The following is a 20,366-nucleotide window of genomic DNA, read 5'->3' on the forward strand; positions in this document are numbered from 1 at the left end:
AATGCGTCGCATTTTCCTGTTTCTGGCATTCCTGCCGTTATTGGTCCAAGCGCAGTTTAATACCGATCGCTTGGTGATGATAGGGCGCTCGGCACTCTATTACGAAGATTATGTGCTGTCGATCCAGTATTTTAATCAGGCCATCAGCATGAAACCTTGGCTCTATGAGCCTTGGTTTTTTCGTGGGGTGGCCAAATTTTATTTGGACGACTACCGTGGAGCCGAGAGCGACTGTACCGAAGCAATCGAGCGCAACCCTTATGTGGTGAGCGCTTACGAATTGCGCGGTTTGTGTCGCATTAACCAGAAGAAATATAGCGCAGCGGTGAGCGATTACGATCGTGCCCTGCGTTACGATCCTGACAATCAGGGACTTTGGCATAATCGTGTGCTCTGTTTGATTCAGGATAAGAAATACGATTTAGCTTTGGCGCAGATTGATACGATTTCGGCCCGCTGGTCGAAATATGCGCGTGCTTACTCGATGCAGGCCGAGATTTATCTGCTGCAGCAGGATACTGCCAAAGCTGTGAAATCGCTTGATAAGAGTTTGGAACTCGATCCTTACGATGGTGGCATCTGGGCCGAGAGAGCCGTGATTAGTCTGGCTCGCCAGAAGTGGAAGGAGGGCGAGGAGTTCCTGACTAAGAGTATCCACTTGTTGCCCAAACACTCGGGTAACTATATTAACCGTGCATTGGCCCGATTTAATCAGAATAACCTGCGTGGTGCAATGGCCGATTATGATACAGCGCTCGATTTAGATCCAAACAACTTCTTAGGTCACTATAACCGCGGACTGTTGCGTGCCCAGGTGGGTGACGATAACCGTGGTATTGAGGACTTTGACTTTGTGCTGAAGTTGGAGCCCGACAACCTGATGGCGCTATTTAACCGTGCCCTGTTGTTGGAGCAGACGGGAAACCTGCGTGCGGCCATCCGCGACTATTCGAAGGTAATCGAGGAGTATCCTAACTTCTGGTTCGGATTGCAGCATCGTGCCTCGTGTTATCGCCGATTGGGTAATACCAAACAGGCCGAACTTGACGAGTTCCGTATCCTGAAAGCTCAATTGGATAAACGATATGGTAAGCAGCCACGACTCTCGAAAAAGCAGATGCGTAAGCGCAGCGATATCGATCCTGATAAGTATAACCAGCTGGTTGTGGCCGACGAGCAGGAAGTGGAGCATGAGTACAAGAGCGACTATCGTGGACGAGTGCAGAACCGTAAGACTGCGGTAAGTTTGCAGCCCATGTACGGACTTACTTTTGTGCAGCCACAGAACGACGTGAAGGTTGAGAATCCATACGAAAACAGTGTGGATGCCTTTAATCAGACGTCGGGTTCGCATACTGTTTATCTTTCGTGCGAGCAGCGTAACCTGAGCGAGGTTCACATGAAGCGTACCTTTGCGTATATCGACTCGTTGAGTAATGTCATCGATCAGACGAAGGTAACGTCGAAAGTGGCACCGTTGCTGTTGCTGCGTGCCATTGCTTACGCCACTATCCAGAACTTTGATAATGCAATCGACGACCTGAGTATCTGCTTGCAGATCGACTCAACCTCGTCGTTGGCCTATTGGCAGCGAGCCGTTTGTCAGGCTAAGATTAATGAGTTTAATGCCTCTGAGGGTACCAATGTAGATCTTAAGTCGGCTAATGTGCTTGGCGATTTGTCGGATGCCATCATGTTGGCACCACATAACGCGTACCTATATTATAATAGAGGTAACCTTTACGCTATGCGTCGCGACTATCAGCGTGCCATCGCCGATTACTCGCAGGCACTCAAACTAAATCAGGATCTGGCCGAGGCTTGGTTCAATCGCGGACTGGCAAAAATCTACGCCAAACACGTGGATGAAGGTATCGAGGATCTTTCGAAAGCTGGCGAATTAGGACTCTATCAGGCATATAGTGTCATCAAAAAGTATCGCGAAAAGTAAATTTTTCGATTAATATGCATTAATTTGGAATAAAAGCACTATCTTTGCACGCAATTTCAAAATTCAAACATATATTGTAGATATGATGATTAACATTACATTCCCAGACGGATCTGTTCGCTCGTATGAGCAGGGCGTAACTGGTTTCCAGATTGCAGAGAGCATCTCTCCGGCTCTCGCACGCAGCGTTGTAAGCTGTGGAGTAAACGGTGAGACAGTAGAGCTGAACCGTCCTATCAATGAGGACGCTACCATCGAGCTCTACAAGTTCGACGATGAGCAGGGTAAGCATACCTTCTGGCACACATCGGCTCACTTGCTGGCCGAGGCACTGCAGGAGTTGTATCCTGGCATACAGTTCGGTTTCGGACCTGCTGTCGAGAATGGTTTCTTCTATGATGTACTGCTGAAGGACGGCGAGAGCATCAAGGAGAGCGATTTTCCAAAGATTGAGGCTAAGATGAAGGAACTGGCTGGTAAGAAAGAGCCTGTTGTTCGTCGTGAGGTACCTAAGGCCGAAGCCCTGAAGCAGTTTGCTGAGTGGGGACAGACCTATAAGTGCGAGCACATCGAGCAGGATCTTGAAGACGGTTCAATCACTACCTATACCCAGGGTAATTTCACCGATCTGTGCCGTGGTCCACACCTCGTGGATACAGGCGAGATCAAGGCCGTTAAGCTCACCTCAGTAGCAGGTGCTTTTTGGCGTGGCGATGCTAACCGCGAGCAGATGCAGCGCTTGTACGGTATCTCATTCCCAAAGAAGAAGATGCTCGACGAGTATCTTGAGATGCTGGAGGAGGCTAAGAAGCGCGACCACCGTAAGATTGGTAAGGAGATGGAACTCTTTATGTTCTCAGAGAAGGTAGGTAAGGGTCTGCCTATCTGGTTGCCAAAGGGTACTGAGCTCCGTCTGCGTCTGCAGGATCACCTGCGTAAGGTGCAGAAGCGTTTCGGCTATCAGGAGGTTATCACTCCACATATTGGTTCTAAGAACCTTTACGTTACCTCTGGTCACTATGCACACTATGGCAAGGATTCGTTCCAGCCTATCCATACCCCTGAGGAGGATGAGGAGTACATGCTGAAGCCAATGAACTGTCCTCACCACTGCGAGATCTTCGCATGGAAGCCCCGTTCATACCGCGATCTGCCTCTGCGTATCGCTGAGTTCGGTACTGTATACCGCTATGAGCAGAGTGGTGAGCTGCACGGACTGACTCGTGTACGTTCGTTCACACAGGATGATGCGCACCTGTTCTGTCGTCCCGACCAGGTTAAGCAGGAGTTCCTGAACGTGATGGATATTATCGGTATCGTGCTTACAGCTTTCGGATTCAACTTCGAGGCTCAGATTTCTCTGCGCGATCCTAACGACCACGATAAGTATGTAGGTACTGATGAGGACTGGGCTCTGGCTGAGAAGGCTATTGTTGAGGCTTGTCAGGAGAAGGGCCTGCCTGCAAAGGTTGAATATGGCGAGGCTGCTTTCTATGGTCCTAAGCTCGACTTCATGATTAAGGATGCTATCGGTCGTCGTTGGCAGCTGGGTACTATTCAGGTTGACTATAACCTGCCTAAGCGTTTCAACCTCGAATATACCGATGAGGATAACCAGAAGAAGACACCTGTAATGATTCACCGTGCACCATTCGGATCGATGGAGCGCTTCTGCGCTGTGCTGATTGAGCACACCAGCGGTCACTTCCCCTTGTGGCTGACACCTGACCAGGTGGCCATCCTGCCTCTGTCGGAGAAGTACAATGATTATGCTCAGGAAGTTGCCAAGAAATTTGATATGGGTGGTGTTCGTGCTACCGTTGACATGCGTAACGAGAAACTGGGTCGTAAGATTCGCGACAACGAGTTGAAGCGTATTCCTTACATGGTTATCGTAGGTGAGAAAGAGGCTGCCGAGGGTACTGTAGCTGTACGCCCACAGGGTGGTGGCGAGCAGAGTGTTAAGACCATTCAGGAGTTCATCGACGAGGTAAATGCTCGTGTAGCTGAGATGACCAAAGACTTCTAAAGTTAAATATTTATAAAATTATTCAGATAATTAATAGTCCAGAGCTCAAAGTTCAAAGAAAATTAGTAATTTTGCAGCCGATTTCTTAAAAAGTAGTTAATGAAGAATGACAAATTGAAGAATCAGTACCGTATCAATGAACAGATTCGAGTACGTGAAGTCCGCATCGTAGGCGACGAGGGATCGTCGGTTATGTCTACGCGTGATGCACTCAACCAGGCCCGTGACATGGGAGTAGACCTCGTGGAGATTTCTCCTAATGCCAACCCGCCAGTGTGTCGTCTCATCGACTACTCCAAGTTCCTCTACCAGCAGAAGAAGCGCCAGAAGGAAATGAAGGCCAAGCAGGTAAAGGTTGAGGTAAAGGAAATTCGATTCGGACCTCAGACTGATGAGCACGACTATCAGTTCAAGCTGAAGCATGCTCGTGAGTTCCTCGAAGAGGGCAACAAGGTACGTGCATACGTATTCTTCCGTGGCCGCTCTATCCTGTTCAAAGAGCAGGGCGAGGTGTTGCTGCTCCGTTTTGCTAACGACCTTGAAGAGGTTGGAAAGGTTGAGGGCATGCCATCACTCGAAGGCAAGAAGATGTTCCTCTACTTGGCTCCTAAGAAGGCTGGTTCGGCCAAGAAGAGCCAGCAGGCTCGCGACCGTGAGGCCGCTCAGCTCGAAGCTAAGGAGGCAGCAAAGCAGCAGAAAGAGGCTCAGACTGAAGAGACAGCTGAGATTCCAGCAAACGGTGGTCTTTTGGGTAATGCCAAGATTAGTGCCGATGCACTGAAGAAGCTGACTGAGAGCGAGGATTAATTAGAGAAGAAAAAAGAAGGTGGCGCGCCCGGTATATGCGTGGCCGCTGGATATTAATAACAATTTAAATTTTTAAAACAATGCCAAAAGTAAAGACAAACTCTGGTGCAAAGAAGAGATTCTCTTTCACTGGAACAGGTAAGGTAAAGAGACGTCATGCCTTCCACAGTCACATTCTGACAAAGAAGACCAAGAAGCAGAAGCGCAACTTGGTAGGTACAACTATCGTTGATCCTAGCAACATGAAGCAGGTTCGTGATCTGTTGTGTCTCCGTTAAACCTATTGTCTAACATTTAAAAGAAGTAAGAATTATGCCAAGATCAGTAAATCACGTTGCATCAAGAGCAAAGCGTAAGAGAATTTTGAAGCTTACCCGCGGTTACTTCGGTGCCCGCAAGAATGTTTGGACAGTAGCAAAGAACACATGGGAGAAGGGTTTGACCTACGCCTATCGTGATCGTCGCAACAAGAAGCGCAACTTCCGCAGCCTGTGGATCCAGCGTATCAACGCTGCCGCTCGCCAGGAGGGTATGAGCTACTCAGTTCTGATGGGTAACCTCGCTAAGGCAGGTATCGAGATTAACCGTAAGGTTCTCGCTGACCTCGCTATGAACAATCCCGAGGCTTTCAAGGCCATCGTAGAGAAGGTAAAGTAAATTAAACGACTTACCAAGTCTTAAAATAAAACCCCTGCCAATTGGCGGGGGTTTTACTTTTGTTAATCCTTAAACTTAAACAGATGTACAAAGCCTGTGGTTTTGAACACGTCGTACACATTAGGCTGCAGGCCATGGATGAATATTTCGCAGTGGTTGATCCAGCCCTGCTGGGCGATGTGCATCAGTATTCGCAGACCGCTCGACGATATGTATTCGAGCTGGGTGCAGTCAATTACTATTTCTTGCTCAAAGTAGTCGTACAGCGGCCTAACTTCTCTTTCGGCGGCTGTTGATACCGATGTGTCCAAGCGCCCTATCAGTATCAGTGTTACCTGGCGCTCGCCTGTTTTCTCGATTTTAATTTCCATCTCTATCTCTTCTCTTTATTTTTATTTCTCAATTATTTTCTGCATGGTGAGTATGTTCTCATCATTCTTGCGCTCGTAGCTGATATGGTCCATATAGTGACGCATCAGATGGATACCCAATCCGCCCTCAACGCGCTGCTCGGCTTGCTGCTCAACATCTACTTCGGCAGCCTTGGTGGCATCAAAGGGCATACCTTTGTCGTGGAGTATAAATGTCAGCATCAAGTCGTTAGCCTCGGCCTCCAGTATAATATGACTTGGTTCGCGGTCGGGGTAAGCGTATTTCATGACGTTCACCACAGCCTCTTCAACAGCCAGGGTGGTATAGGTTGTTGCCGTCTCGTTCATCTCGAGGTCTTGGCAGATGCTGTTCACGAATGCTGTCAGCTCAACTACCTCTTCTACATCGTTGCCTAATGTGAGGCAGCGGTGATAGAGACTGCCGTAGGCAGGTTGGGGGAGGTATCTGATAGCCATCAGCGAAATGTCGTCGTTTTGTGGCGTGTCGCCCACAAAGCTCTGTGCTGTTTCAAAATGCTGATGTGCATATTGACGCGCATCCAAATGCAAATCGGCCAGTCGGTTGGCTCTGTTACTGATGCGATCGCGACCAAACTGTTCGTGGTTGGCCGTCTCGGCCTCGGTATAACCGTCGGTATACATAAACAGTATCTCGTTGCGATCCATGAGTATGGTCTGATTGGTGTACTCCCACTCTGGGCGCAAACCCAATGGTATGTTATTATCTACATAAATAAAGCGTGCCAGTGTGCCTACCAGCATGGGGGGCTCGTGACCGGCATTGCTGTAGTTCAGTTGGCCTGTCTTCAGGTCGAGTACGCCTAAGAAGAGAGTAACGAACATGTACGAGTCGTTGGTGTCGCATAAAGTCTTGTTCATGCGACTGATAATGTTACTGGGATCAGTATCCAGCATCGCCTCGCAACGGAACAGTGATATGGTTTCGGCCATCATCAATGCTGCAGGTACGCCCTTGCCGCTCACGTCGCCAATGCAGAAGAACAGCTTGTTGTCGTGCATCAGGTAGTCGTATAGGTCGCCGCCTACCTCCTTGGCCGTTACTATCTCACCGTAGATGTCAACATCTGGGCGCTCGGGGTAGGGAGGATATTTCTTGGGAAGCATCGACTGCTGTATGTGACTGGCAATCTTCAACTCCTGCTCGATACCTGCCTTCTGGGCTGTGGTTTTTCTCAACTGGTCGATGTTGCGTATCAGGGCGCGACTCAGGAAGAAGATAACTATCAGACCAAAGAGCATAACAGCCAGAATGATGGCGCCAAGCACGTTGCCCTGATGGTTAATTATGGCCTCGGGTACAACAATCACTACTGTCCACTCGGCATATTTCACAAACGAGTAGAACAATACTGAGCTCACACCGTCTTTGGTAATCTTACAGCTACCGCTCTCATGGTTTCTCATGTGGTTGGCCACTTCGTCATCTGCAGTGTCGGCTGTTTGGGATGCAACCTCCTGGAAAGTGGTTTTCAGAATAAGATTCTCGTTGGGATGAATGAGATAGGTACCATCGTTATCGAGTACAAAGCTGTACGATTTTTCCTTAAATTCCTTTTCAAAACGCTCATGGTTTTGGGCGTCAATACGCTTGTGGCGCAATCGGAGCCACTCCAGCGACACATCGGCACCCAGCATGGCCACCTTATTACCATTCTTATCGTGAATGTGTGTCATATAAGTGGTGGTAAGCTGTTGCGATGCAGCCTGATCGAAGTAAGGCGGTGTCCAATCGCCTTCATCGCGTTCATAAGCTGTTTGGTACCAGGGGTGTGTCAGGAAATCGGGATGATCCTCGTTCATCTGCTTACCCTTGATAACGCCGTCCGAATCGCGCCAGGCATATATCTCGAAGTAGTGTCCACGCTGTGGGTAGAAGTCGGGTTCAAATATCAGGCGACAGCTCGACATGTATTTGTTAAGCTTTACCATTTGCTCCAAATGTGCCTGCAACTTGTCGGGATTGTTGAGATCGTTCTCAATCACACTAGTGCTATTGATGGCTGCCACATACACGTCGGACAGCACACCACGTATTTTCTCGTTGGCGTGCAGCATAATACCCTCGTAACGCGATTCAACCTCGCGTGCGGTAGAGTTACGTGTAATGACAAATACAAAGCTCATAATGGTGGCCCACATGACTAACAGTACCACCATGATGATTAAGCTTAGTTTGTATGCAGATGCTTTCTTCATTATTCTTCCTTTTACTTTTTATTCATTCCAATTTTGTTTTAGGAGCGATGTTGGCAACAAAGGTACGTTTTTTTAGGAAAATAGCCAAATTTTTATTGTTTTTTTTACAAAAAAATAGTCGGATTCTGAGAGCAGAAATAATAAAAAATACAATTATTTCTTGTTTATATCACCAAAAACATGTAATTTTGTCGCAGTTATTAAAAATTACCAATATGAATAAGAACGAGAAATTTGTAATTACTATTAATCGAGAAGTAGGAAGTGGTGGACGTACCGTAGGCCGTAAACTGGCTGAAAAGCTCGGTGTGAAATATTGTGATAAGTCTGTTATCAACGGACTGACTCAGCGTTTTGGTCTCTCTGTTGAAAAGATTGAGGAGATTAAGGCACAGAAGAAGACATGGTGGAATGAGATTACCACCTATTATAATACATTGGTAAATAGTGCCTCTTTGCCTATGGAAGCTGAGGTGAAGCTTGATAATGCCAGTCTTTTCGAAACCGAGAAACGTATTCTGCTTGAGTTAGCCGAGCAGACATCGTGCGTGGTGGCAGGTCGTACGGGCTTTATGGTCTTCCGTGACCATCCTAACCGTATCAACGTTTTCATTCAAGCCTCGACCGCCCATCGTATCCAGCGCATTATGCGTCGCCAGAATGTCAACGAGCAGGAGGCACGCAACATTATAGCCCAGCTTGATGCCAGTCGTGAAACTTACATCAAGAAGTTCGAGGATACGTCGCGCTATGATACCCGTAACTATCAGCTCGTTATTTCGATGGACGGTCTGACCGAAGATGATGCCGTTGACATCATCTTGGATTATATCAATCGTACCAGTAAGTAGCTATCATTGCCTCAATACTGGTGCCATGGGCTATAGGCCTTTCATGGACAGAGAGATGCGCTGACGACGGTGATCAACCTCGGTTACGCGTACTTGTACGTGCTGGTGAAGCTTAACCACGTCGAGTGGGTGAGCAATACGGCGGTTGGCCATTTGCGAGATGTGTACCAAACCGTCGTGATGCACACCAATATCTACAAAGGCTCCAAAGTTGGTGATGTTGGTAACAATACCGGGTAGCACCATGCCCTCAACCAAATCGTCGATGGTATTAACGTTCTTGTCAAATTCGAAAGCCTCAAGCTGCTGGCGTGGGTCGCGCCCAGGCTTTTCTAGTTCGGCTATAATATCGGTAAGTGTAGGCATACCCACATCGGCTGTTACGTAGCGGGGCAACTCCAGAGCTTCGCGCTTTTCCTTGTTATGAATAAGGTCGGCTACGGTGCAGCCCTGATCTTTGGCCATTTGCTGCACAATAGGATAACTCTCAGGGTGTACAGCGGTGCCGTCAAGCGGGTTCTTGGCGTTGTGGATACGCAGGAATCCAGCACACTGCTGATAAGCAGAGGGACCCAATCGGGGAACTTTAAGAAGCTGGGCACGCGAGGTAAAAGCACCATGTTCGCGGCGATAGTCAATAATGTTTTTGGCCAGTGTGGCACCCAGTCCACTCACGTACATCAACAGGTGCTGCGAGGCTGTGTTTAAATCTACGCCTACCAGGTTTACGCAACTCTCTACGGTTTGGTCGAGAGAATGCTTCAGCTTAGTCTGATCTACATCGTGCTGATATTGGCCTACACCGATGCTCTTAGGATCGATTTTTACCAGTTCGGCCAGTGGATCCATCAGTCGTCGACCAATAGAAACGGCACCACGAACGGTTACATCCTCATTGGGGAATTCATCGCGAGCCACTTTCGAGGCAGAATAAACTGAGGCACCAGCTTCGGAAACAACAAAGACCTGTGGGGTGGGAGCATTTTTGTCATCAGCTTTCGCTTTGGAAGATTTTGAATCTGCTGCAACATTGTATTTACCAGCGAGTACATCTTTTACAAAACTATCTGTTTCGCGACTGGCGGTACCATTACCAATAGAGATGGCTTCTATCTGAAATTTCTGAATCAGGCGCTGCAGGGTGATAGCGGCCTCAGTACGTTTGTTTACAGGTGGGTGGGGCATAATCACATCGTGGTGCAGCAGGTTGCCTTGGGCATCTAAGCATACTACTTTGCAACCAGTACGAAAACCTGGGTCGATACCCAATACGCGCTTCTGACCTAACGGGGCGCCTAACAACAGTTGGCGTAGATTTTCGGCAAATACGTGGATAGCTTCTTCATCGGCCTTTTCTTTACTTTGTGCGGCAAACTCGGTTTCGATAGCTGGTTTCAACAAACGTTTGTAACCATCGTCGATAGCCTCGGCTACCAAGCGGCCGCATGGGGTGTTACCATAAACATAGTGGTGCTTCAGGCGCTCAAGGGCTTCATCATCGTTGGGCGAAATACTGATGCGTAAGATACCCTCTGATTCGCCTCGGCGCATGGCCAGCAGACGGTGGGACGAACAACGTTTTAGTGGTTCGCTCCAGTCAAAATAGTCGCTATATTTGGCTGCTTCGTCGCTATTGGCCTTGGCTTTTACCACTTTAGAGGTGATAACAGCTTGGCGGGTAAAGGCATTACGTAGCTGTTGGCGTGATTTCTCGTTTTCGCTTACCACCTCGGCAATAATGTCCTGAGCCCCTTTGATGGCGCTTTCTACGCTGTCCACATCGCCCTTTGCAAACTTGGCTGCAGCTGCTTCTGGATCACGCTCGCGTTGTTTCATCAGCAGCAGAGCCAGTGGCTCCAGCCCTTGTTCACGGGCCACTTGTGCGCGGGTGCGACGTTTAGGCTTGTAGGGTAGGTAGATATCCTCGATTTCGGTGGCATCCCAGCACTGATTAATGCGCTCTTGGAGTTCGGGTGTCATCTTATCAAGGTCGGTGATGGTTTTGATAACTGTTTCCTTGCGTTTCTGTATATCGAGCAGCTTCTCGTAACGGTCGCTGATAGCAGCTATCTGTACCTCATCCAGTCCGCCTGTACGCTCTTTGCGGTATCGGGCAATAAAGGGTATGGTGCAGCCCTCGTCGAGCAAAGCTAACGTGGCTTCAACGAACTTCTGACTGATGCCTAATTGTGTGGCAATTTGACAGGAAAAAACGTTCTTTTGCATAAATATAAGTAGTAATTACGTTAATTTGTGTGCAAATATAGTGATAAATCGTGAGAAATGTGTATTTTTGCAGTTCGAAAATGAAAAGATTAATGAGAAAAGGGATAATTTTAGCGGTAATCATGCTGATTGGCACCATTTGCAGCGTGCAAGCACAAGATAACGCCAACAGCCGACAGGCACGCCGCATTTTTAACAATGCCTACCAGCAGGTGTTTGGTGAACAGGGCGCTACGTTGCACTACGATGTGAATATTACTGGCATTTATAAAACCCGAGGCACCATCTGGTACAAAGGCAAGAAGAGTAAGTTCGATGAAGCGAGAATGACCTCGTGGAATGATGGCAAATATGTGTACACCTTTAAGAAAAAGAAACGCGAGGTGGAGTTGCACACAGCCAAGAATAATAAGAGTGATAAGTACTCGCAGAAGTTTAAGTTTGAGCCTGAGAACTATAACTATAGTATAGCCGAGGCCGACAACGGACTGCTGATAACGTTGAAGCTCATCAAGGGGCGCAAAGGTATGAAGGAGATACACGCCTTGCTGGAGCGTAAAACCTATCACCCGATAAGCGTACGCATTAAAATCGCTTTTATATGGACTACCATTAAGATTAGCGACTTTCAGAGCGGAGGCATAACCGATGAGATGCTGCGTTTCCCCAAAGAGCAGTTTAAGGATTATAAATTTGTTGACAAGCGATGATATCAGTAGAAGGACTGAAAGTTGAATTTGGCGTAAAACCCTTGTTTGATGGCGCCAGTTTCGTCATTAACGACAAGGACCGCATAGCCCTTGTGGGCAAAAATGGAGCTGGTAAATCTACCATGCTCAAAATACTGTGTGGACAGCAGAAACCTACCGCAGGCACTGTTAGTGTGCCTAACGATACAAAGGTGGGCTACCTGCCACAGGTCATGATTTTGCAGGACGATACCACCGTTCGTGAAGAAGCACAGAAAGCTTTTGCTGATAACACTCGTATGAAGGAGCGCCTGGATAAGATGAATCAGGAGCTTGCTGAACGTACCGATTACGAGAGCGAGAGCTACATGCAGCTGATTGAGAAATATACTACCGAGCACGAGCGCTATATGATGATGGGTGCTGAGAACTATGAAGCCGAGATAGAGCGTACGCTCACCGGTCTGGGCTTTGAGCGTAGTGATTTCGAGCGTCCCACATCTGAGTTCTCGGGTGGTTGGCGTATGCGTATCGAGCTGGCCAAAATCTTGTTGCAGAAACCCGATGTATTGCTCCTCGACGAGCCTACCAACCATCTGGATATTGAATCAATCCAGTGGCTGGAGCAGTTCTTGGCGCAGAGCTCGAGTGCTGTAGTGCTAGTAAGTCACGACCGTGCCTTTATTAATAATGTGTCGAACCGTACGCTCGAGATATCGTGTGGTAAGGTAATCGACTATAAGGTGAAGTACGATGAGTACGTAGTTTTGCGTAAGGAACGTCGCGAACAGCAGTTAAGGGCTTACGAGAACCAGCAGAAGGAAGTGGCTGAGATGAAGGCGTTTATAGAGCGCTTCCGTTATCAGGCTACCAAGGCTGTACAGGTGCAGCAGAAAGTAAAACAGCTGGAGAAAATTGTGCCCATCGAAATTGACGAGGTAGATAATTCGGCCATGCACCTGAAGTTCCCTCCCTGTTTGCGAAGTGGTGATTATCCTGTGATCTGCGACGAGGTACGCAAGGATTATGGTGCGCATACAGTATTCGACCATGTGTCGCTTACTATCAAGCGCGGTGAGAAAGTGGCCTTTGTGGGTAAGAACGGTGAAGGTAAATCAACACTTGTGAAATGTATTATGGGCGAAATCCCCTTTACAGGTAACCTGAAGGTTGGTCATAATATCCAGATAGGCTATTTTGCCCAGAATCAGGCGCAGTTGCTGGATGAGAACCTGACTGTGTTCCAGACCATCGACTATGTGGCAAAGGGCGAGGTCCGCTTGAAGATTAATGATATCCTGGGTGCCTTTATGTTTGGCGGTGAGGAGAGTGATAAGAAGGTGAAAGTGCTGAGTGGTGGTGAGCGTAGTCGACTGGCAATGATCCGTTTGCTGCTGGAGCCTGTAAACCTGTTGATTCTCGACGAGCCTACCAACCACTTGGATATGCCTTCGAAGGATGTACTGAAAGAGGCCATTAAAGCCTTCGACGGTACAGCTATCATTGTGAGCCACGACCGTGAGTTCCTGGATGGACTGGTAACCAAAGTCTATGAGTTTGGAGGTGGTAAGGTACGCGAACATTTGGGCGGTATCTACGACTTCCTGAGAACAAAAAAGATTAACGACCTTAATCAGTTGGGTTCGCAGCCGCAGATGATGGCAGCTCCCAAGGCTGCCACCAAAGCTGCTGCAACTACAACATCGAGTGCATCGCCATCGGTTACCCCTGAGGGTGAGGCTGTGCTTCAGAAAACCCTGAGCTATGCCGAGCACAAGGAACTTCAGAAACGTAAGAACCGTTTGGAAAAGGCTGTTAAGCAGCATGAAGCCAAGATTGAGCAGCTGGAGCAGCGCCTGAAGGAACTGGACGAGCTGCTGATGCAGTCTGAAAACGCTTCGGATATGACGATGGTAACCGAGTACACCGACATTAAGCGTGACTTGGATGAAGAGGTGGAGCGTTGGGAGAAAGCAAGCGAAGAATTAGAATCATTAACACAATAAACTCTAAAAAACAATGAAAAGATTTTTAACAATGATGACAATGGCATCTGTCTCAATGATGATGATGGCTCAGACTGAGCTGGGATCAGGCTTGAACGAGGCCGACTTTAACAAGAATGTGCGTCCGGGTGACGACTTCTATGAGTATGCCTGTGGTGGTTGGATGAAGAACAACCCACTGCCAGCAGCTTATTCGCGCTATGGTAGTTTCGACCGTTTGCAGGAAGACAACGACAAGCGCATTAACGGTATCCTGAAGGAGCTGCAGAGCAACACTTATGCTAAGGGTACTATCGAGCAGAAACTGAGCGATCTTTATAAGTTGGCTATGGACTCTACACGTCGTAATAAGGAAGGTGTGGCTCCTGTTATGCCACTTATTAAGAAACTTGAGGCTGCTAAAAGTGTTAAGCAGTTGCTGGCTATCCAGCTTGAGCAGGCTCCTTATGGCGAGCAGGAGTTCTTCTATGCAGGCTTCGGTGCCGACGAGAAGAACGCCACGCAGAACATTCTGAGTATTTATCAGAGTGGCCTGACACTCGGTCAGAAGGAGTACTACCTGGATAACGATAAGGCTACAGCCGGTATTCGCGAGGCTTTCAAGAAGCACGTGGTAAAAATGTTCCAGCTGTTTGGTTTCAGTAAGAGCGCTGCTACCAAGAAGATGCAGAACGTTATGAAGGTTGAGACTGCACTTGCTAAGGTTAGTAAGAGTCGTACCGAGCTGCGCGATCCTGAGGCTAACTACAACAAGATGACTCTGAAGGAGTTCGAGGCTAAGTATCCTAACCTGCCTTTGGTTAAGGTGATGAACGCTAAGGGCATCGACACTAAGTTCCTGCAGGAGATGGTTGTTGGTCAGCCCGACTTCCTGGAAGGCGCTAATAGGGTAGTAGGTGCCCTGAAGCCTGCTGAGTATCGTGACGTGCTGGAGTGGAGCCTTGTTGAGGGTTCGGCTAACTATCTGAACGATGCTGCTGCAGCTGAGAGCTTTGATTTCTATGGTAAGATTAAGGCTGGTCGCAAGGAGAATCATCCTCTGTGGAAGCGTAGCACTGGTCAGGTTGAGCGTGTGATGGGTGAGGCTCTTGGTAAGATTTATGCCGAGAAGTACTTCCCCGAGGCTGCTAAGCAGCGTATGCTGACTCTGATTAAGAACCTGCAGATTGCTCTTGGTGAGCGTATTGCTGCCCAGGATTGGATGGACGACAGTACTAAGGTTAATGCCCTGCTGAAGTTGAATACATTCTATGTAAAGGTGGGTTATCCTGATAAGTGGACCGACCTCTCTAAGCTGGAGATTGATCCTGCTAAATCTTTTTACGATAACATGCAGGCTTGCGCTAAGTTCTGGAATGCTCACAACATTGAGCATACAGTAGGTAAGCCCGTGGATCGCGACGATTGGCACATGACACCACAGACTGTGAATGCTTACTATAATCCAACAACCAACGAGATTTGCTTCCCCGCAGGTATTCTGCAGTATCCCTTCTTTGATATGACTGCTGATGATGCCTTTAACTATGGTGCTATCGGTGTAGTAATCGGTCATGAGATGACTCACGGATTTGATGATCAGGGTCGTCAGTTTGATAAGGATGGAAATATGCACGACTGGTGGAAGGATGCTGATGGAAAGAACTTTACAGGGCGTACTGATAAGTATGCCGATTTCTTCAGCGCTATCAAGGTGCTTCCCGACCTGAATGGTAACGGTCGTCTGACACTGGGTGAGAACCTGGCCGACCACGGTGGTCTGCAGGTAGCATGGACTGCTTATAAGAACGCTACCAAGCGCAATCCTCTTGGCGAGAAGAACGGTCTGACAGCCGATCAGCGTTTCTTCCACGCTTACGCAGGTGTATGGGCTGGTAACATTACTGAGGCTGAAATCCGCAACCGTACCAAGAGCGATCCTCACTCACTGGGTCGTTGGCGTGTAAATGGCGCTCTGCCTCACATCGACGCTTGGTACGAGGCCTTTGGCGTAAAAGAGGGCGACAAGATGTTTATTCCTAAGCAGGAACGCCTCGAATTGTGGTAAAATACATCAAAAAATATAGATTTTTGCCGTCGTAAATGTAAATTTACGGCGGTTTTTTTTGTTTGATTCATTTTTTTATTTAACTTTGCACCTAACTTAAGTTAAAATTCCAACAACGATGAACGATATTACACAAAACCCAGATCGAATAAGCCGAGGTGCCGAGCCGCTTTATCGTGAGCACTCTGCACAGCAACCTCAGTATCAGCAAGCCATGCAGGCCAATACGGCTAATGGTATCCAATGTCCTCATTGTGGCGCATTCAACGAAGCCGAAGCACTTTTCTGTGCCTCGTGCGGCGAGCCTATCGGTATGGCCACCTGTCCCTATTGTGGGGCAGCTGTCGATGCCGACGCCGACTTCTGCGAAAGTTGCCGTCACTATATCCGTAAGGACGTGTGCTCATTCTGCGGCGCCTATCTGCATGGTGCCGAGGCCTACTGCCCTGAGTGCGGTAATCCGGTGGGTGGTATCGATTGTCCTGTTTGTGGAACCCATAATGATTTCTCGTTCTGCAAGCAGTGTGGTACAGCCCTTACCGAAGAGGCCCGTCTGATGAAGGAGAAAGTGATGGAGATGCCTGAGTACCAGCAGATGCAGAAACTGGCCGAGGAGTTGCAGAAGTTGGATTTGCAGATGCCTTATGTTACCGAGCAGGATAAGGAGCGTGACCGTAAGAGTCAGGAGCTGCGCCAGCGCGTACTCATGCTGTTGGCTCAGGATCGTGGTTTGGATCGTGTAGATGCCAACCTGGCCGACCATAAGGTGATGAGTAAAGACGAATACGACAAGAAGAAGCAGGAACGTATGGATATGCTGTCGCGACTGTTAGACCAGATGGCACAGCTGCCTCAGGAAAAGCCTGCTCAGGTGCGTAACTATGCTATGGCCTGCAAGCCTCAGGGTGTACGTCTGGCTTGGCAGTGCAACTTTAAGCACGCCCTCCACTCAAGTCCATGCGGATGTGCCAAGCCGCAGATGGGCGGAAAATGGATTATACTTGGTAAGGGAACAAGAAAAGAAATTAAAGACGATATCTAATGAGTACGGATCGAACTCCACAAAATAAAGTAAACGGAAACGAAGAGGTGAACGTAGATAAGACCGTACGTGCAACCAACTTTGATTTCCCACAGAATACTCCTTCAAAGGGTGAGGAGCCCGACAAACCGCTTGATGGCACCATCCGCATTGATATGCCGAAGATGGAAGCCCCCAAGCCTGCTGCTCCTAAACCACTTGACGGTACCGTGCGTGCACCTGGCCTTAATCAGCCTATTACACCACGACCTGCAGCGCCTCGTCCTGCAGCACCTCGTCCAGCTGCTCCTAAAGCATTGGATGGTACTGTGCGTGCACCCGGCCTTAATCAGCCGATTACACCACAATCTGCTGCGCCACGTCCAGCTGCTCCCAAGGCTTTGGATGGCACCGTTCGTGCCCCTGGTATCAACCAGCCCATTGCACCACAGCCCGTTACCCCACAGCCTGCAGCACCTAAACCTGCAGCACCATCAATGGGTAGTACCGTTCGTGGTGCTCAGCCCCAGCCTCAAGTACAGGCTCAGGCTCAAGTTCGTCCCAACGTCAACATCTCGATTATCTCGTCGGCCAGTAATACCGACCGTGCCAAGAAACAGCGCCTGCAACGTAACCTGATTGATGAGAATATCTACACGCTGAAAGGGCAGGAGTATCGTCGTGTATCAGTACTGAGCGAGAATACAGGTGAGGCCGAGGTTTTCCTGGTTGAGAAAGACAACAAGGAATATGTACTGAAAGTGTACTATCCCAATTTCGATGTGAACCGTAAGATATTGCAGACGGTTCTGAACTTCGACTTTGAGATGGTAGTAAAGGTGTACGACTTTGGTAAGACCTATGTGGATGGTAAGCACCGTTACTACGAGTTGATGGAGTACCTGCAGGGTGGCTCGATGGCCGAGTTCAATCTGGAAGGCGATATAAACAAGTTCCGTCGTATAGCTCTTCAGAGTGCTGCAGCCTTGGCTTACTGTCATCAGCTCAGAATTCTGCACAAGGATATCAAACCAGGCAACTTCTTCTTCCGTGATAAGGACCATAACCAACTGGTTCTGGGCGACTTTGGTATTTCGAGTATGCTGGAGGAAGACGGTAAGTCGCATAAAACCACACAGGCCCGTACCCCAATCTATGCGGCACCCGAAATGTATGCCGACGTAATTGATGGTGTGGTAGAGATTTCGCCAAAGGCCGACTACTACTCTTTGGGTATCAGTTTGATGACGCTGTGGTTAGGCGAGAGTCCGATGAGTACCAACGAACGTGTGATGATGCGCCAGAAGAACGAGGGTCGCATACCACGCATGAACGAGTTACCAGAGCGTATCAAGTTGCTGGTAATGGGTCTTACGGTGGTTAACCCCATCAACCGTTGGGGTTATGAGCAGGTAGAGCAGTGGTTCTTAGGCGAGAGCCCGAAGGTCGACCTGTCGTCACCATTCCTGAAGTACCAGAGTTTCGTTGTCGATCCAGAGCGTAACCTGGTGGCCGAGAACGTACAGGAACTGGTGCCCATGCTGCTGGCCAACGAGCGCTTGGCTATCGGTTATCTGTATAACGGACGTATCACCCAGTGGTTGGACGCTTGTGGTAACAACAAGCTGAGCACCATTGTTAAAGATATCATTTCCAAGAAATATCCTATCGATCAGCGTGCTGGTTTGATGGCATCGCTGTACGCTATGGACCCTGCCTATCCGTATAAGGATGTGCGTGGAACCAACTGCGAGGATATCCATGCGGTATGTATCTCGCTGCTGAGTAATCAGGACGAGTATGCCATATCGTTGGCTGCCCCGAACGATAACTTCTACCTTTATGTGGAAACCCACACCAGCTGCGATGTTGATCGTTTGCGTTCTTACTTTAAGGAAGTAGACCATAACAATAAGGAGCAGGTACGTGTGGCTATCATGAAGATAGTGCTCGAGGTTGATCCTGAGATACCATTTATGGTAAAGCATCCATCGGCTGCAATTAACGATATTGTTAGCGCCTTTGGTCATGAAGATATAACCGAAGACGAGTGGCATAGTCTGACCGACGGACGTCTGCTGGCCTGGATGTACAGTCACGAGGACCAGATGGCGTGCGAGAGTCTGCGCATCATGACGCTGGATCAGCCTTACTCACGAAACTTGGCTTATAAGGTTCTTTATAACCTGAATCGCGAATCGGCTTATGATCTGGCCGGCGCCTTTACTCCCATACAGGTGGGCGAACTGCTCAACGAGCGTTTGCATAAGGCACAGAACCTTCCTGAGAAGGAGTTCGAGGAGGAGATGAAGGACTTTACTGAACTTGACGGTCGTTTTGCTTACTATGCCCAGCTGCACGGCTGGACCGAGATGTACAACGAGCATAAGCGCTGCTTCGACTTTAAGAGCGAGGAGAATACCGAACGTATGGGCGCTTACGATGTGAAGACGGCCGTTTACCGCTTCTGTCGTATCTTGGGCGTTACACCTACCTATATGATGGGCGACGGTATTGAGTACGCCGACGGCCGTAACCTGCAGGCAAAGAAGTTGCAGGTGTTCCGCAACGAAATCCGCAACGGCTCGATGGGGCAGTGGATGTCGGTGTTCTATCACGAAGACCCCAATGCCGACTTTACGGTAGAGTACTCGTACGAGCATGCCGTTGAGGACTGGTTGATGGCAATGGGAAAAATCGATCCTTCGCAGCGTTATTATAAGCGCTTTATCGATGCCCGCGACGAAACCCAGCGCCGTGTGGCCTTTGTAAAAGACAGTTGGAAGCGCGCCAAGACCAAGGAGAAGATCTGGCGTACAGCCTTCTACACCCTGAGCGGTATCTGGTTGGTATTCGTGCTGATATTCGGCGTTACCAATCCTGAGTATATCCTCACGCATACCTTTATCAGTATCGGTCTGCCTCTGGGTGGAATGACTGGTATGATTGTGGCCACCCGCTCGTTCTTCAAGGGCTACGACTTTATGTTCTCGTTCCTGTGGGGACTGGTGGGCGCGTTTACGTGCTTTATACCTATTATTATATTAAAGTATATTGGCGCATCGCACCCCATGCTGTTTAATATCGCCATTATCGTAATCACGCTTATCTACATGCTGGTTTGTCACCTCACAGATTTCCGTGGTAATGAGAAGGCCGACAGCCGACTGATATCCGAGGTGCTCGAAAACGATATGAAATCGAACTTGATAGAACCGTTGTACTACACCTTCAAGGCCCGTTCGTACAAGTTTAAAGGCTCTAAGTTCGGTTTGCTTAACGATGTTACCGATCAGGTTCGCTCTATCACGGGCGAGAGTGTGCTTCACTACGTGCTGTGGAGCCTGCTGATGCTGGTATTCGTGGTATCGTTTGTGGTTTTCAGCCCATCGATGCTGAACATTGCCAATCCTAACAGTCACATGAAGGAGGCCCCAAAAAGTATTATTAAGAAAATAGATAGAGACGCATAA

14 protein-coding genes are annotated in these 20,366 nt (G+C 48.5%); 11 read left to right on the forward strand and 3 right to left on the reverse strand.

Translation table 11 applies throughout. The features are described from left to right. Position 1 precedes the first annotated feature (1 nt). The 5 genes from BLR73_RS10805 (at position 2) to rplT (ending at position 5,444) form a co-directional block, all read left to right on the forward strand. Positions 2 to 1,951, forward strand: coding sequence for a tetratricopeptide repeat protein (locus tag BLR73_RS10805; protein WP_013064898.1), 1,950 nt, complete (start codon positions 2 to 4; stop codon positions 1,949 to 1,951). An 85-nt stretch (positions 1,952 to 2,036) separates the two neighbouring features. Then, a complete protein-coding gene (gene thrS, locus BLR73_RS10810; RefSeq protein WP_041386570.1) occupies positions 2,037 to 3,980 on the forward strand; it encodes a threonine--tRNA ligase in 1,944 nt (647 codons plus the stop codon). A gap of 99 nt (positions 3,981 to 4,079) precedes the next feature. After that, on the forward strand, positions 4,080 to 4,787 hold the full coding sequence (gene infC, locus BLR73_RS10815) for a translation initiation factor IF-3 (RefSeq protein ID WP_013063391.1): 708 nt from the start codon (positions 4,080 to 4,082) through the stop codon (positions 4,785 to 4,787). Positions 4,788 to 4,867: 80 nt separating this feature from the next. Next, complete coding sequence (gene rpmI / locus BLR73_RS10820) at positions 4,868 to 5,065, forward strand: 50S ribosomal protein L35 (protein WP_013064185.1); 198 nt, start codon at positions 4,868 to 4,870, stop codon at positions 5,063 to 5,065. A 34-nt stretch (positions 5,066 to 5,099) separates the two neighbouring features. After that, a complete protein-coding gene (gene rplT / locus BLR73_RS10825; protein WP_013064385.1) occupies positions 5,100 to 5,444 on the forward strand; it encodes a 50S ribosomal protein L20 in 345 nt (114 codons plus the stop codon). A gap of 62 nt (positions 5,445 to 5,506) precedes the next feature. Here the strand turns inward: rplT and BLR73_RS10830 are convergent, their stop codons facing one another. Both BLR73_RS10830 and BLR73_RS10835 read right to left on the reverse strand, forming a co-directional pair. Beyond that, positions 5,507 to 5,815, reverse strand: a complete 309-nt coding sequence (locus BLR73_RS10830) for an STAS domain-containing protein (protein ID WP_013065147.1) — start codon at positions 5,813 to 5,815, stop codon at positions 5,507 to 5,509. Positions 5,816 to 5,836: 21 nt separating this feature from the next. Further along, on the reverse strand, positions 5,837 to 8,053 hold the full coding sequence (locus tag BLR73_RS10835; protein ID WP_091861920.1) for a SpoIIE family protein phosphatase: 2,217 nt from the start codon (positions 8,051 to 8,053) through the stop codon (positions 5,837 to 5,839). A gap of 215 nt (positions 8,054 to 8,268) precedes the next feature. Here BLR73_RS10835 and BLR73_RS10840 point away from each other — a divergent pair, with 215 nt between their 5' ends. Next, positions 8,269 to 8,904 (forward strand): cytidylate kinase-like family protein, encoded by a 636-nt coding sequence (locus BLR73_RS10840; RefSeq protein ID WP_013063974.1) that lies wholly within the window; start codon positions 8,269 to 8,271, stop codon positions 8,902 to 8,904. Positions 8,905 to 8,934: 30 nt separating this feature from the next. Here the strand turns inward: BLR73_RS10840 and BLR73_RS10845 are convergent, their stop codons facing one another. After that, the gene (locus BLR73_RS10845) at positions 8,935 to 11,130 is read right to left on the reverse strand and encodes a Tex family protein (RefSeq protein WP_091861926.1); all 2,196 of its coding nucleotides are present in this window, start codon (positions 11,128 to 11,130) and stop codon (positions 8,935 to 8,937) included. A 92-nt stretch (positions 11,131 to 11,222) separates the two neighbouring features. On the opposite strand from BLR73_RS10845, the gene BLR73_RS10850 reads away from it, so the two are divergent. From BLR73_RS10850 to BLR73_RS10870, 5 genes are all read left to right on the forward strand, one after another. Beyond that, positions 11,223 to 11,840 (forward strand): LolA-like protein, encoded by a 618-nt coding sequence (locus BLR73_RS10850; protein WP_176763675.1) that lies wholly within the window; start codon positions 11,223 to 11,225, stop codon positions 11,838 to 11,840. Beyond that, positions 11,837 to 13,825, forward strand: a complete 1,989-nt coding sequence (locus BLR73_RS10855) for an ABC-F family ATP-binding cassette domain-containing protein (RefSeq protein WP_091861932.1) — start codon at positions 11,837 to 11,839, stop codon at positions 13,823 to 13,825. Before BLR73_RS10850 ends, BLR73_RS10855 begins: the two co-directional genes overlap by 4 nt. 13 nt (positions 13,826 to 13,838) lie before the next feature. Then, entirely contained in the window at positions 13,839 to 15,872 is a 2,034-nt protein-coding gene (locus BLR73_RS10860) for a M13 family metallopeptidase (protein ID WP_091861935.1), read from the forward strand. Positions 15,873 to 15,990: 118 nt separating this feature from the next. Then, entirely contained in the window at positions 15,991 to 16,914 is a 924-nt protein-coding gene (locus BLR73_RS10865) for a zinc ribbon domain-containing protein (protein ID WP_091861937.1), read from the forward strand. Then, the gene (locus BLR73_RS10870) at positions 16,914 to 20,366 is read left to right on the forward strand and encodes a serine/threonine protein kinase (protein ID WP_091861940.1); all 3,453 of its coding nucleotides are present in this window, start codon (positions 16,914 to 16,916) and stop codon (positions 20,364 to 20,366) included. Before BLR73_RS10865 ends, BLR73_RS10870 begins: the two co-directional genes overlap by 1 nt.

Origin of the sequence: Prevotella sp. khp1 (genome assembly GCF_900102205.1) — a bacterium.
GTDB classification, from domain to species: domain Bacteria; phylum Bacteroidota; class Bacteroidia; order Bacteroidales; family Bacteroidaceae; genus Prevotella; species Prevotella ruminicola.

Bases quoted from the DNA above. Each gene is read 5' to 3' on its own strand.
- BLR73_RS10805 (WP_013064898.1), top strand. From the start codon at position 2: ATGCGTCGCATTTTCCTGTTTCTGGCATTCCTGCCGTTATTGGTCCAA.
- thrS (WP_041386570.1), top strand. From the start codon at position 2,037: ATGATTAACATTACATTCCCAGACGGATCTGTTCGCTCGTATGAGCAG.
- infC (WP_013063391.1), top strand. From the start codon at position 4,080: ATGAAGAATGACAAATTGAAGAATCAGTACCGTATCAATGAACAGATT.
- rpmI (WP_013064185.1), top strand. From the start codon at position 4,868: ATGCCAAAAGTAAAGACAAACTCTGGTGCAAAGAAGAGATTCTCTTTC.
- rplT (WP_013064385.1), top strand. From the start codon at position 5,100: ATGCCAAGATCAGTAAATCACGTTGCATCAAGAGCAAAGCGTAAGAGA.
- BLR73_RS10830 (WP_013065147.1), bottom strand. From the start codon at position 5,815: ATGGAAATTAAAATCGAGAAAACAGGCGAGCGCCAGGTAACACTGATA.
- BLR73_RS10835 (WP_091861920.1), bottom strand. From the start codon at position 8,053: ATGAAGAAAGCATCTGCATACAAACTAAGCTTAATCATCATGGTGGTA.
- BLR73_RS10840 (WP_013063974.1), top strand. From the start codon at position 8,269: ATGAATAAGAACGAGAAATTTGTAATTACTATTAATCGAGAAGTAGGA.
- BLR73_RS10845 (WP_091861926.1), bottom strand. From the start codon at position 11,130: ATGCAAAAGAACGTTTTTTCCTGTCAAATTGCCACACAATTAGGCATC.
- BLR73_RS10850 (WP_176763675.1), top strand. From the start codon at position 11,223: ATGAGAAAAGGGATAATTTTAGCGGTAATCATGCTGATTGGCACCATT.
- BLR73_RS10855 (WP_091861932.1), top strand. From the start codon at position 11,837: ATGATATCAGTAGAAGGACTGAAAGTTGAATTTGGCGTAAAACCCTTG.
- BLR73_RS10860 (WP_091861935.1), top strand. From the start codon at position 13,839: ATGAAAAGATTTTTAACAATGATGACAATGGCATCTGTCTCAATGATG.
- BLR73_RS10865 (WP_091861937.1), top strand. From the start codon at position 15,991: ATGAACGATATTACACAAAACCCAGATCGAATAAGCCGAGGTGCCGAG.
- BLR73_RS10870 (WP_091861940.1), top strand. From the start codon at position 16,914: ATGAGTACGGATCGAACTCCACAAAATAAAGTAAACGGAAACGAAGAG.